This window comes from Shewanella phaeophyticola (genome assembly GCF_025398315.1).
In the GTDB taxonomy this organism is placed as follows: domain Bacteria; phylum Pseudomonadota; class Gammaproteobacteria; order Enterobacterales; family Shewanellaceae; genus Shewanella; species Shewanella phaeophyticola.
In genome coordinates this window covers 2,517,941-2,531,158 of record NZ_JAODOQ010000001.1, presented here as the reverse complement: position 1 = coordinate 2,531,158, position 13,218 = coordinate 2,517,941, and the positions used below count along the sequence as shown (strand labels likewise).

Here is a 13,218-nt window from a genome sequence, read left to right as displayed (position 1 = left end):
TGGCAATTTTGTGAATGTGTTTTATTTGCCAAGAGAGTTGGCCTCATTCGATTATTAAATAAAAATTGAAAATGTTTCAATTTTTATGATGTTTATGGCGATTTAAAATATCGGTATGATGACTTCAACAAAATATGGTTTGCCAAAGAGTTGATGTAAGTGAACTCATGTGCAGCATCAACCCATCAACATTGGTAAATAAATATGTTACTCGATACGCCGATTTGTGATTTTGGCTGGAAAGCGCCAGATTTCACTTTAAAAAATCCTAATGGTGATGCGTTTACCATGAGTGAACATTTGGGTGAAAAGGGCTTGTTGATAATTTTTATTTGTAATCATTGTCCTTATGTTAAAGCCATAGCATCGCGTTTAGCCAAAGACACTCAACAATTGATGGCAGAGGGGATTAATGTGTTGGCTGTGATGTCGAATGACTATCAAACAGTTGACGCAGATTCGCCAGCCAATATGCTTCGCTTTGCCGAGCAACACGGTTTCTCATTTCCGTATTTAGTCGATGAAGACCAGCACGTCGGCAAGCAATATGGCGCAGTGTGTACCCCAGATTTTTTTGGTTTTAATCACCTTGGTGAGTTGCAATATCGTGGTCGCCTAGACGATGCTCGTTTGCAAGATGACCCGAATCGAGTGCCTGAGTTAGTCAATGCCATGCAGATGATTGCCGCCATTAATAAAGGCTCGAAACAACAAACGGCCAGCATGGGCTGTTCAATTAAATGGCGTTAAAGCGGTTTACTGCATTGAAAAAACAAATCTAAGCACCATATTGCTGTAACCACAAAATAGTGCTGATTAAACGGTGCTAATTAAACGGTGCTATAGAATACAGACTTTTTAACCATACAGCTCAGACTCGTTTGAATTGTATTATCCAGATTTTGCAAATTATCAGCACTCAATTGCTTAGCAGATAATGAGCATAAAAATTTATCGATAATCCAGTTGATATCGATATCTAAACATTATTTTTTTACGGAGCATCACATGACCCACGCTATTATTTCTGATTTAGAAAAACGTTACACAGCAAAACGCTACGATGCGACTAAGCGCGTATCAGCTGAAGATTTAGCCGTTATTTATGACGCAATGGTGTTATCACCTTCATCAATTAACTCTCAACCATGGAAATTTATCGTGATTGAAAGTGATGAAGCCAAGCAACGTTTACATGACTCTTTTGCTAACAAATTCCAGTTTAACCAACCACATGCTAAATCGGCTTCGCACACCGTATTGTTTGCTTATAACCCTAAGTATACTCGTGACGATTATGCCAAAGTGGTAGATCAGGGCATTACTGATGGCCGTACAAAGCCAGAAGATCGTGAAGGTGCATTTGGCGCGTTTGCGTTTGTGGATTTAAACACAGACGAAGCGGGTAACAACGCAGCTTGGACTAAGTCACAAACTTATTTAGCACTGGGTAACACCATGCACACACTTGCACGTCTAGGTATCGACTCTACTCCAATGGAAGGTGTTGACAGCGAAATGCTTGGTCAAATCTTTGCTAAAGAGCTTGATGGTTTTGTATGTGATGTGGCATTAGCTTTTGGTTACCACCATTCAGATGAAGACTACAATGCTAAATTACCTAAGTCTCGCTTAGCGGCTGAGCAAGTATTGCAAGTATTGTAATGGCTCAAGCGTTGTAAAACGATATAATCCCCATAAAAAGAGGCATAAGATTTAATCTTATGCCTCTTTTTTATGCTCGGGTTATTTCGTATTGATTATCAGAGTTTAACGCAAACAATGGCCGCGATTAAGGCTAATGAGTTTATCGAGAATACGTTCGCCATCCATACGAATGCCGTTGTGCTCATACTCTGAGGTGAGCCAATATTTAAGGTTATTGACTTGCCTGGTTGTTTCTAAACTGTATTGCATCTCTACATACATATCTTCGCTATAAATGGCCGCCGCTACCGGCACCTTATTCTCGGCTAGTGTTTCAAGGTTATACAAGCTTGGCCAATCCTTTTTCGCCGCAATTAAGTTTGCCGCCTGCTGTAGTGGTTCAAGTTGTTCAAATTGTGAAAACATCCACGGATAAATCATTTCGCCAGTAAATAACAATGGTTTACCTGGTCGATAGTTAAATTGACTATACTCGGCTCTGACTCTGTGAGCAGCCCAAGCAGATGCTTGTTGTTGGCAATAAATTGACTCGTGCAATAAGGCAAAAATGGGGTTGGTATTGTAGTCGAGAAATTGACTAAATTGATGTAAAAATAAAGGATTTATATCTGTGCCATAGCACGTTTCAATTAAGGCTTGCTCAAGTAAATAGTAAACAGCTTCTGACTCTTGTTCCATGCCTAAATTAATGCCTAGGAGCTGGAGTTTTTCAACAGTGAGTAATTCACCTGTCGCCAAATACACTTTATTGTCGAAAATATACTTTGCCAAATTGTCGACTAAAGTCCGAGCATCGTTAAAGCGGTTAAAAAAATTGTTGTTTTTAGCCATCACTCGCTGATAAGTGGCTCGATATACTTCATCTGCGGTGCGGGTTAATGATGGAATACCACCAGTAATGTAAGCTTCTTTTAAGCCTTCTGGTGCTGCAGATAAATAATGCAACACACAAAAGCCGCCAAAGCTTTGGCCTAAAATACTCCAAGGCTCACCTGGTGACAGCTTAGTGCGGATATACTCGGCATCGCGAATAATATTGTCAGCGCGAAAATTGCTTAAATAATCTGCTTGGTCTGTGGCGCTCATGTAACTTAAGCTAGTGGCATTGACTGGTGTAGATAAGCCCGTTCCTCTTTGATCAAGCAATAAGACTCGGTACTCGGTTAACGCCCGTTTAATCCAGCCACTATTGCTCACAGGCCTAACGGCAGCAAAGCCCGGACCTCCTTGAAAAAACACTAAATAGGGCAGTTGTTTATGTTGATTTTCAACGCTAACAATTTCTCTAACAAAGACGGTAATTTGCTTGCTGGGACTTTGTTGATAATCGAGTGGTACCGAGAAAAAGTGTTTACGAACTTTGATGTCTGCTAAGGTGTTATCAATGTACATATTGAGCCTGCTGAGTCTTTGCGGGTTGCCATCGCATTTTTTTATTACCTATATTGTACATCAACAATGCAAAGCTTGATGGGTATCACATTAAAAAGCTATCTAGATCAACACTGCCTAGGTAAAATTAACCGATAATCAACATATGATCATAAGCGCGAGGTTGTCGATGAAGTATCAAATCATCCCTGTCACCCCTTTTCAACAAAATTGCAGTGTTATTTGGTGTGAAAAAACCTTAAAAGCGGCGGTAGTTGATCCCGGTGGCGATATAGAACGCATTTTGGCTGAAGTGACCAAATTGGGGTTAACGGTGGACAAAATTTTACTGACCCACGGGCATATTGATCATGCTGGTGGCGCAGCCAGTTTAGCAGCGCATTTATCTGTGCCCATTATTGACTCGCATGAGGCAGATAAATTTTGGTTAGAAAACTTAGTGAAGCAGAGTCAAAATTTCGGTTTTGCGCGTACCGAAGCATTTAAACCCACGCAGTACCTTAATGAAGGCGATGAAGTGAGCGTTGGCGAGCAAACCTTAAGTGTATTGCATTGCCCTGGCCATACTCCGAGCCATATTGTGTTTTACAACGCCAGTTCTAATATAGCCTGGGTGGGCGATGTGTTGTTTAGAGGCTCAATCGGTCGCACGGACTTCCCGCAGTCCAATCACCAGGACTTATTACATTCTATTACCACTAAATTATGGCCATTAGGGAAAAATGTAAGCTTTATTCCCGGTCATGGACCTATGTCGACATTTGCTGAAGAACGCCAGCATAATCCGTTTGTAGCAGACCAGTTATTTGATTAAAAATTAACTGTTTGTCAGTCATTCATAAAATTAAGACATAAATTGAAACCATTGATTCTTTGCATTGTAAAGGCAGTCTGTTAGCTTAGAAGATTGCGTTTATTATGATGGACAGTTTTCATGGTTCAACACCTTGTTGATTTACTCGATGCCTGGTTACCGACTTATCAAGAAGACTGGGTTATAGCAGTATTAACTCAAGTACAAGGGTCTTCTTATCGTAAACCCGGCGCAATCATGTTATTTCACCCTATGGGTAAAAGTTTAGGCATGTTAAGCGGCGGTTGTCTTGAAGCCGATCTTCGTCGTCACGCTCAGCGTGCAATCCAAACCCAGCAAGTATTGCAATTAACCTATGATGCTACTGATGAGTCAGATACCAGTTATCAACTTGGTTGTGGTGGTATTGTCAATATTATGATGGTCTCATTGAATAAGGCGAATAATTACTTAGGCTTAGTTAATGTTCACGATGCGTTAATGCGCGGTGATAGTGGCTTCTACCAGCTTAATATTGCTGATGATGGTGCGCCGAGTCATGCGGTGTCTGGTAAATTTATTCAACAAAATCAAGATGGCCAAATTACGGTTACCTTGAACACCAAAACTCAAAAAGTGATTGAGCAAGACAAGACCTTATTGACTATTCCGCTTCGCCCTCCTGTGCATATTGGGATTTTTGGAGGCGGTTTAGATGCAAAACCGATAGCACAAATGGCTCCAAGCCATGGGTTGGAAAATCACTGTTTTTGATGAACGTACCGCCTACGCACGCACATATGACTTTCCAGGTTGCCAAATTATTAAGCATCCGTGCCCACGTGTTTCTTCTGATTTACTCAACACCTTAGATGCAGCATTTGTGATGAGTCATAATTTGCAAATAGATGCTAAAACATTAGCCACTTTGCAACCTCTATCAATAGCGTATATCTCGTTATTAGGTACCCAGTACATCGTCGTGACAAAGTGCTTGAATTAGCCCAATTAAGCGTTGATGACTTTAATGGGTATTTTTCAGCGCCTGCAGGTTTAGCGTTAGGTGGTGAGCTACCAGGCTCGGTGGCGTTAAGTATGTTATCTCAGTGTCATGGCGTGCTGTACCACAGCAAATTAACCAGCCTTGACAGTGTGATGTTATAACCATGACTGCGCAAATAACGGCCAATATCACCACGGTTATTTTGGCAGCAGGTGCCAGCAGCCGCTTTAATGGCTGTAAGATCACCGCCCAAATTCAGGGCGGGCAAAACCTATTAGCACATAGCATTGAAACACTTAAACACGTTACCCAAGCAGCTAATATTGCCCCAGCTGCAGTGGTGTTAGGCGCGCACATTAATGATGAGATTATGGCGATGACAGAAGGTTTGCCGCGGATAATTAATTCACACTGGCAAGCTGGGTTATCGAGTTCAGTGAAGCAAGCTGTGGCTTATGCTATTGACGCTAAAGCGGATGCCTTGTTACTGGTGTTGGCAGACCAAGTTGCCATAACCGCTGATGAATATTTGAGTTTAATAGCGGCTTTTGAGCAAAACAGGCAAACCTGCTGCAGTTTTTATCTGCAAGATGTGGGCGTGCCAGCTATTTTTTTAGCTGATGATTTTAGTGCGCTAATGTCGCTTGAAGGCGATAAAGGTGCTAAAAGCGTGTTAAAGCAACATGCAAAAAACCATAGTGTCACTATGCTACCTATCGATAATGGTGCACGCGATATCGATACCCCTGCCGATTTAACTCATTGGTTAAATCAACAATAACCTGTTTACCGAACTTGAGCGAGTTCAGCTAAGTTTAATCAAATTCAAGTAACGTTATGCCAATGCAAACCATAGTAAGCGTGACGGCAAGTATTTAGTTGAGTAAACCGTTTGCCCTAATTAAGGAGTGATTATGACAACCCCAACACAAAAACTACTGGTCAATGGTAAGGATTTCACCCTTGATGCCGACCCCAATATGCCAGTGTTATGGGCATTGCGTGACATCCTTGGTTTTACTGGAACCAAATTTGGTTGCGGCGCGGGCTTGTGTGGCGCCTGTACTATTCATGTTGATGGTAGTCCAATGCGCGGCTGTTTAACCAGCCTTAAGCAAGTGCAGGGCAAACAAGTCACTACGATTGAAGGGCTTGAAGCACAAAAACTCAAACAGGCATGGCTAACACATAATGTGCCTCAATGTGGTTATTGTCAGGCGGGGCAATTAATGTCTGCTGCAGCGCTATTAACAACCACCGACAATCCTACAGATGCGCAAATTGATGATGCCATGTCGGGCAACATATGCCGTTGTGGTACCTATCCGCGTATTAAAGCCGCGATCAAATCAGTGTCGGAGGCTTAATCATGACGACATTTACTGCAGTTGAAAATATTAGCCGTCGTAATGTACTCAAACTCTTTGGTGCTGTTGGTGGTGGCTTAGCCTTAGGTGGAACCAGTTTAGTCTGGAGCCCAATGGCGCTGGCACAAGACAAGCAAGCCTTAATGAATTTATTTGTCGCCATTGGTGAAGACAACAAGGTTTATTTAACCTGTCATCGTTCTGAAATGGGTCAAGGTATTCGTACCGGGATCCCGCAGGTGTTAGCGGATGAGCTAGAAGCCGATTGGGACAAAGTGGTTGTAGTGCAAGGCTTAGCCGATAAACGTTATGGCAGCCAAAACACTGACGGCAGTCGCAGTATTCGTAAGCATTATCAGCGAATGCGTCAAATGGGCGCTACCGCACGAACCATGTTAGAACAAGCCGCTGCGCAGCAATGGAAGAGTCCCTGTAAATGAGGTGTATGCCAAGGCACATAAAGTGCATCTCAAAGGCAGTAATAAAACGCTACCTTATGGCGACTTAGCGCTTGCCGCATCTAAACTTGCTATGCCTGAGTTAGATAAGGTGACGCTTAAACCAGAAAGCGATTTTATTCATATTGGTAAGTCGCACACGATTGTGGATATGGACGCCATGCTAACAGGTAAAGCCAAGTATGGTTACGATATCAAGCTTGATGGCATGTTATACGCCAGCATTACCCGTCCGCCAGTACTTGGCTGTGATGTCGTAAAACTGGATGACACGAAAGCGCGCAGTATTGCGGGTGTGGTGGATATTATTACCTTGCCGGTACCAAAAGGTGCGCCATTATTTCAGCCACTTGGTGGGGTTGCGGTTATTGCCACAAACAGCTGGAGTGCAATTGAAGCGCGTAAAGCGTTAGCGATCACCTGGTCTGAGTCTGTCAATGACAACCATGACTCCGATGTTTACTTAAAAGCGTTGGTTGAGCGAGTTAAGCAACCTGGCAAAGTTATCCGCCAATTTGGTGAATCTGTTACGGATTGGCCTAAAGATAACACGGTGAATGCGGTGTACACCGTACCTTATTTAACCCATGCCATGATGGAGCCGCCCGTTGCCACCGCAAGTGTCACGGCCGATGGGTGTGAATTATGGGCATCGACACAAACACCACAAAGCACTCAACAAAATGTAGCGGGTGCACTAGGCCTTAAAGAAGAACAGGTAAAGGTGAATGTTACCTTATTAGGCGGCGGTTTTGGGCGTAAATCAAAGCCCGACTTTAGTGTTGAAGCCGCAGTGCTATCTCAAAAACTGAAAAAGCCGGTTAAAGTGTGCTGGAGTCGTGAGGATGAGATCCAAAATGGTTATTACCATGCGATTAGCGCGCAACTGTATCAGGCTAAAGTTGATGATAATAAGTTACCGACAGCATTGCTTGCGCGTACTGGGTTTCCGGCGATCAGCTCGACCTTTGCTGAAGGGGTTGAATATCCGTCTGATGGCGAACTTGATCTCGGTTTTAGTGATGTTCCCCTTGCACTTGAACATATTCAACTTGAAGCAGTAAAAGCCACCGCCCATACACGCATTGGTTGGATGCGCTCAGTGTGTAACATTCAGCATGCATTTGGTATAGGCAGTTTTGTTGATGAACTGGCTGTTAATGCTAACAAACCCTGTATCGATATGTGGCGGAAATTGTTAGGTAAAGCCCGCATTGAAAACTTTGAAAACAACGGTTTTAAATACGGTAATTACGGCGAAGAGTTAGCGGATCATCCTGTTGATGTTGGGCGTTTTTTGAACGTGTTAGACACATTAGAAACCGCGCTTGCTAAAGCGCCTAAAGCCGCTAAAAATCAAGGATGGGGGATGTCGGTGCACCGCAGCTTTGTCAGTTATGTTGCCGTTGCGACTTTGGTTGAGGTGGTTGATAACCAACTTAAGGTGATTAAATCTATCGCGGTAATGGATGCCGGTACAGTCGTGAATCCTGATCGCGTTCATTCGCAATTAGAAGGCGCGGTGATTTTTGGACTAAGCCTTGCGATGATGGGCGACATTAGCTTTAAAAACGGCAAAGTGGTGCAGTCTAATTTTCATGATTATCCGCTGCTGCGTTTACCGCAATGTCCAGATATTGAAACTCACATTGTGGCATCTTCAGCAAAACCTGCCGGTGTTGGTGAACCTGGCGTACCACCAGTGGCACCAAGTTTAACCAATGCTATTTTTGCTGCTACCGGTCAACGCTACCGTGATTTGCCGTTAAATAAGGTGCTTTCTGTGTAACGTTAACTGATTGAACAGTAAATTCACTGAATGTCGCACTTAAGTTTTACCCATTTAAGTCGATAAACGTTAAGCCAAATGCCTAGGTGCAGTTCTAGGCGCTAGGCATTTTACTCTAGCCTTTTCTCATTAATGTTATATTCAGCTATGGTTTAGCTTGAGGTCATTGCCTTAGGAAGCGTAAATATGAAGCAAATCCAGTTTAGAAAAATTGACGCAATCATGATTAAGTTCAGCCTGAACGGTAAATTTTGGATTGTATGCTCTATGGTTGCTGCGATAACGTGCGTTATTGCTTTGCTCAATTATCAACACGCGACAAGGCTAATCACTGAGGCATCTCAACAAAGAGTCAGCGCCAGTGTGCACAGTTTTGCTGCTGTCGCCAACCACCAAAATTTACCTGCAGCTGAGCTTCAGCAATTTGCCTCCGACAATCAATTACAATTAACCCCTCGTGACAACACTGGCCGAACGGGTGATACGATCACCGCTGCGGCAAGAGTTGGTAATCAGTATTTGTCTTTAAATCAGAATGTAGCCCAGTGGGAACAAGACTCTCTGAGTGATGCGCAATTTATGCTGTTCATCGCGCTAGTGGGATTACTGCCGCTGTTTCAATTAAGCTATTGGATTTCGACCTCATTAGGTGGCGGGCTATGGGAAATGTACATGGCCATTAAACGCTTAGCTGATGGTGATTTAAGTTTTAGGTTAAACTTTTTTGGTACCGATGATTTTAGTTTAATCGCCAGAGACATTGACCGCTGCGCCGATAACATGAGCGAAATGGTTCAGGCCATACGCAATAATGCGCAAACGCTAGCAACCGCAGCCAATGAGTTTAATCATCAGGCGGTAACCAATGACGAGCTTATCGATCAACAGCATCACTTTTTGGATTCAGTGTCTCATGCAATGGAACAAATGACCTCCGCTATTGCTGATGTATCTCATCATGCGAGCGAGACCTCGTCATATACGCAAAATAATGCGCAGCAAATGCAGCTAAGCCAACAAAAAATTGACGACGCGGTTAAGCGGATTAATTACTTATCTGAGCGTATTGGCGAGGCTTTTTCATCTGTAGAACAGTTATCTCTTGATGCCACTCAAATTAATGACGCAGTGACCACCATCGACAGTATTTCTGAACAAACTAACTTATTAGCATTAAATGCTGCCATTGAAGCGGCACGCGCGGGTGAACAAGGCCGCGGTTTTGCCGTTGTTGCTGATGAGGTGAGAACCCTTGCTGGACGCACTCAAGAAGCCACGGTGCAAATTCAGAAAATGATTGAAGGGTTGCAAAAGGGCTCTAAAAATTTGACTCATATTACCAACGTGATAGTTGAACAAGCTGATCAAAGTAGTGACAGTATTAAAGGCGTAGGTGATGATATTACCCACATGGCTGGCTCTATCAATTCTGTATTTGATATGAGCAGTCAAATTGCCGCGTCAGCCGAACAACAAAGCACATCAGCAGGCGATATTTCAGGGCAAATTAATCGTATTCGCCAACAATCTGAAACCATTAGAACCTCTGCTAAACACTCAACTGTATTAGCCAAAGAACTTAATGACTCTTCAACAGGTCTCTCTGAAATTTTAAGCCAATATAAAATATAACTAACATGAAATAAATCATGCTGTTGTTTGGTCTATTATGATTGGTATGACTCAGAGAATGAAAGCTTAGTTAAGTAAAGGAGTGTTGATGGTCGTTTTGAATGTTAGTGGGGGCAAGTTGAATTATAGTATCAAAGTATTATTGGCTAGCGTAATCGCTTTGTTGTTTGCACACAGTGCTTACGCACAGCAAATTACTGTGCTCAATAAACAAGGCCAACCCACAGCAGATTTGGTGGTGTATTTACAACCGCATCATGATGCTAATCTTGTGGTTGATTTTGTGCCAGTAAAAGCTGAAGTTCATCAAAAAGATAAACAATTTTCACCTTATATTACTGTGGTGCAAAAAGGCCAAGAAGTTGCGTTTGTTAATGAAGATGACATTACTCACCACATATACTCTGCTTTAGGCCTAGAAGCGATTTTCATTTAAATTGCGTAATGAGCAAGCACAACAGTTAATGTTGTTTGAAAAGGCTGGCCATGTGTCGATGGGGTGTAATATTCATGACTGGATGTCGGGGCATTTGTTGGTGGTCGATACCCCATTTTATGCTATCACTGACAGCCAGGGGAGGGTTGATTTTGACTCATTACCAGAGGATGATTTTACTGTGCAAGTATGGCATCCACAATTAAAGCTCACCGACAACCAACAATCACAAACGTTTCATTTACCTCAAGATCAATCAATGACTATTACCTTAGAGGCTGATTTTGATAGTATCCCTAAGCAACAAAGTTTAGATGAATTTGAATTCCTAGAGGGATATTAATATTGGTTTTGTTTAATCGTCTGCAGACACGGATTTTTGCGTTTTTTGTATTGGTTATTATTACGGTATTAGCCTTGTCTTTTTGGCTTTCATATCAATCTAATCAACGACTCGAACAACAATACGTTGCTAATCAACTTGAGGTTGCTCGTTTGGTGTTTGAGTCGCAATACGATAACCGTAATTATTACCTGGCGGCGTTTGCTTCTACCGCGGCAAAAGATTTTGCCCTGAAAGACATTTTTATTGACGGTGACAACCGCAGCTTTCTGGTGGCGCTCAATAATCATCGTAGCCGAATTAATGCGTCTCTGGCCATGGCGGTATCGGGTGATGGTACGGTAATAGGGCAACTGGTTGCCACACAAGATGATTTAGGCCAAGAAGTCGTGGCGTTAGGTTCAGAGCAACATGCGCCTTTTCGTTACCAAATTGACACTGAGTTTGACCAGATTAGTCCATTTTATTTACTCGATAACAAATTATATCAAATTAAGTTTTCGCCGCTGACCAGCGGTGGTAGTAGCGTGATTGGCTGGGTGGGTTTTGGTTTTTTAATTGGCGATTCATTAGCAAACTCTTTGCAAAAACTCACCGGATTAAACAGCGGGTTTATGTTGATTGAGCAAGAGGCTATCACCCATGTCGGTCATTCTGGCTTGGCAATTGAACAACATGATACTCAGTTAATTACTCAATATATTGTTAAAGATCAGCTCGATAACGATTTCATTTTATGGAAGCAATTTTTAGGCGAGGTGGATAATAAATCATTACATGCCTACATGTATAAATCGCGCTCTGATTTACTGGCTTCACTAGAGTCACAATGGTTGCAGCAAGTGGCAGTGTTGCTGCTGATGCTGCCAGTGTCATTATTATTGGCTTTTTGGATTTCGGGCACCATTACTCGGCTCCATTAAGCAATTAATTGGCCAAGCGCGTTTTATTGCCAAAGGTAATTACCATTCAAATGTGAGTGTTGATTCGAGCGTAGAGTTACAACAATTAGCTAGTGAGTTTACCTCGATGCAACAAGCGATAGTGGCACGTGAGCAAGCCATTGAGCATCAAGCCTTTCATGACCCTTTAACCAATTTAGCTAACCGCAATCAATTACACAGGATCTGTGAACCCTGGATTGAAGCAGGTTCGTCGATGGCGGTATGCTTAATTAATATTCGCCGTATGACAGAGGTTAACGTCACTTTAGGCCATGCTGTGGGTGATGAAGTGATAAAAGAAGTGGCCAAGCGCTTGTGTCATATTAATCCAAACGCCTTGGCATGTCGTTTGTCGGGTGATGAGTTTGTACTGGCTTTTAAAGAGTTTGAACACTCAACTTTTGACAGTTTTTTAACCATGCTGCAAGTACACATCGGTCAAAACTATTGCTATAAAGATATCTCATTGCATTTACAATTTACAGCAGGGGTGAGCTTTTCTCAGCCTGGTGTAGATATTGTGACCTTATTAAGACAAGCCGATACAGCATTGCAGCATGCTAAAATTAATAAGCGCGATTATCAAATTTACGATGCCAATATTGATAAAAACAGTATTGAGCGTTTTCAATTAATTAATGAGCTGAAAGAGGCCATTGAACAAAATCAATTAGTGCTTTACTACCAGCCAAAATTGAATTTAGTTCAGCAAAAAATTACCCATGTTGAAGCCTTAGTGCGTTGGATACACCCTAAACGCGGCATCATTCCACCAGATACGTTTATACCGATTGCAGAAAAAACCATGCAAATGGATGCGCTAACCCGATGGGTTATAAGTGAAGCAATCACTCAATATCATCGTTGGCAGGCTAAAGGGGTCAATATGTGTATTGCGGTGAATATTTCAGCGGAAAATTTAAAAGATGAGCAATTTTGTCATTGGGTTATTGATACGTTAGCTCACCACAGTGTTCCGGTGTCAGCGTTTACGTTAGAAATTACCGAAGATGCAGTGGTATCCGACCCTAAACTTGCCGTTAAACAGTTGACCTTATTGCGTAACAATGGTTTGACCCTGTCGATTGACGATTACGGCACCGGTTATTCGTCATTGGCGCAGTTAAAGCAATTGCCTGTAGATGAACTAAAAATTGATAAGTCTTTTGTGCAAAAATTACTGCATACCGAGACTGACCAGATAATTGTGCAATCAACCTTACAGTTAGCACATAACCTTGGGCTAAAAGTGGTTGCTGAGGGCATTGAAGATAAAGAGACGTTGCAATGGTTAACTGAACGTCATTGTGAAATGGGACAAGGATTTTATTTGTCCAGACCATTGCCTGAGTTACAGTTTAACGACTGGCTCAGCCAATCAGAGTTTAACTAG

The 13,218-nt window shown here is 42.4% G+C and carries 11 protein-coding genes and 2 pseudogenes; 12 read left to right on the top strand and 1 reads right to left on the bottom strand.

All coding sequences use genetic code 11. The annotated features are described in order from the left end of the window. The first annotated feature begins 204 nt into the window (after positions 1 to 204). A complete protein-coding gene (locus tag N4T56_RS11750) occupies positions 205 to 750 on the top strand; it encodes a thioredoxin family protein (protein ID WP_261733350.1) in 546 nt (181 codons plus the stop codon). Between the two features lie 258 nt (positions 751 to 1,008). Beyond that, positions 1,009 to 1,665 (top strand): nitroreductase family protein, encoded by a 657-nt coding sequence (locus N4T56_RS11745; RefSeq protein WP_261733349.1) that lies wholly within the window; start codon positions 1,009 to 1,011, stop codon positions 1,663 to 1,665. Positions 1,666 to 1,770: 105 nt separating this feature from the next. Here the strand turns inward: N4T56_RS11745 and N4T56_RS11740 are convergent, their stop codons facing one another. After that, on the bottom strand, positions 1,771 to 3,060 hold the full coding sequence (locus N4T56_RS11740; RefSeq protein WP_261733348.1) for an alpha/beta hydrolase: 1,290 nt from the start codon (positions 3,058 to 3,060) through the stop codon (positions 1,771 to 1,773). A gap of 169 nt (positions 3,061 to 3,229) precedes the next feature. On the opposite strand from N4T56_RS11740, the gene N4T56_RS11735 reads away from it, so the two are divergent. The 10 genes and pseudogenes from N4T56_RS11735 to N4T56_RS11690 all read left to right on the top strand — a co-directional run bounded on the left by N4T56_RS11735 (position 3,230) and on the right by N4T56_RS11690 (position 13,218). Then, entirely contained in the window at positions 3,230 to 3,874 is a 645-nt protein-coding gene (locus N4T56_RS11735) for an MBL fold metallo-hydrolase (protein WP_261733347.1), read from the top strand. Positions 3,875 to 3,994: 120 nt separating this feature from the next. Further along, positions 3,995 to 5,017: pseudogene (locus tag N4T56_RS11730) on the top strand (XdhC family protein). Positions 5,018 to 5,019: 2 nt separating this feature from the next. Next, the gene (locus N4T56_RS11725; protein WP_261733346.1) at positions 5,020 to 5,637 is read left to right on the top strand and encodes a nucleotidyltransferase family protein; all 618 of its coding nucleotides are present in this window, start codon (positions 5,020 to 5,022) and stop codon (positions 5,635 to 5,637) included. A 133-nt stretch (positions 5,638 to 5,770) separates the two neighbouring features. Further along, on the top strand, positions 5,771 to 6,223 hold the full coding sequence (locus tag N4T56_RS11720; protein ID WP_261733345.1) for a (2Fe-2S)-binding protein: 453 nt from the start codon (positions 5,771 to 5,773) through the stop codon (positions 6,221 to 6,223). A gap of 2 nt (positions 6,224 to 6,225) precedes the next feature. Beyond that, positions 6,226 to 8,470 (top strand): annotated as a pseudogene (locus tag N4T56_RS11715) (molybdopterin cofactor-binding domain-containing protein). Positions 8,471 to 8,656: 186 nt separating this feature from the next. After that, a complete protein-coding gene (locus N4T56_RS11710) occupies positions 8,657 to 10,102 on the top strand; it encodes a methyl-accepting chemotaxis protein (protein WP_261733344.1) in 1,446 nt (481 codons plus the stop codon). 118 nt (positions 10,103 to 10,220) lie between these two features. After that, complete coding sequence (locus N4T56_RS11705) at positions 10,221 to 10,538, top strand: hypothetical protein (RefSeq protein ID WP_261733343.1); 318 nt, start codon at positions 10,221 to 10,223, stop codon at positions 10,536 to 10,538. 28 nt (positions 10,539 to 10,566) lie between these two features. Next, on the top strand, positions 10,567 to 10,881 hold the full coding sequence (locus N4T56_RS11700) for a hypothetical protein (RefSeq protein ID WP_261733342.1): 315 nt from the start codon (positions 10,567 to 10,569) through the stop codon (positions 10,879 to 10,881). 2 nt (positions 10,882 to 10,883) lie between these two features. Continuing rightward, positions 10,884 to 11,804 (top strand): cache domain-containing protein, encoded by a 921-nt coding sequence (locus N4T56_RS11695; protein WP_261733341.1) that lies wholly within the window; start codon positions 10,884 to 10,886, stop codon positions 11,802 to 11,804. A gap of 52 nt (positions 11,805 to 11,856) precedes the next feature. After that, positions 11,857 to 13,218: a putative bifunctional diguanylate cyclase/phosphodiesterase gene (locus N4T56_RS11690; protein WP_261733340.1), complete on the top strand. Its 1,362-nt coding sequence runs from the start codon at positions 11,857 to 11,859 to the stop codon at positions 13,216 to 13,218.

Bases quoted from the DNA above. Each gene is read 5' to 3' on its own strand.
- N4T56_RS11720 (WP_261733345.1), top strand. From the start codon at position 5,771: ATGACAACCCCAACACAAAAACTACTGGTCAATGGTAAGGATTTCACC.
- N4T56_RS11745 (WP_261733349.1), top strand. From the start codon at position 1,009: ATGACCCACGCTATTATTTCTGATTTAGAAAAACGTTACACAGCAAAA.
- N4T56_RS11700 (WP_261733342.1), top strand. From the start codon at position 10,567: ATGTTGTTTGAAAAGGCTGGCCATGTGTCGATGGGGTGTAATATTCAT.
- N4T56_RS11725 (WP_261733346.1), top strand. From the start codon at position 5,020: ATGACTGCGCAAATAACGGCCAATATCACCACGGTTATTTTGGCAGCA.
- N4T56_RS11735 (WP_261733347.1), top strand. From the start codon at position 3,230: ATGAAGTATCAAATCATCCCTGTCACCCCTTTTCAACAAAATTGCAGT.
- N4T56_RS11740 (WP_261733348.1), bottom strand. From the start codon at position 3,060: ATGTACATTGATAACACCTTAGCAGACATCAAAGTTCGTAAACACTTT.
- N4T56_RS11710 (WP_261733344.1), top strand. From the start codon at position 8,657: ATGAAGCAAATCCAGTTTAGAAAAATTGACGCAATCATGATTAAGTTC.
- N4T56_RS11750 (WP_261733350.1), top strand. From the start codon at position 205: ATGTTACTCGATACGCCGATTTGTGATTTTGGCTGGAAAGCGCCAGAT.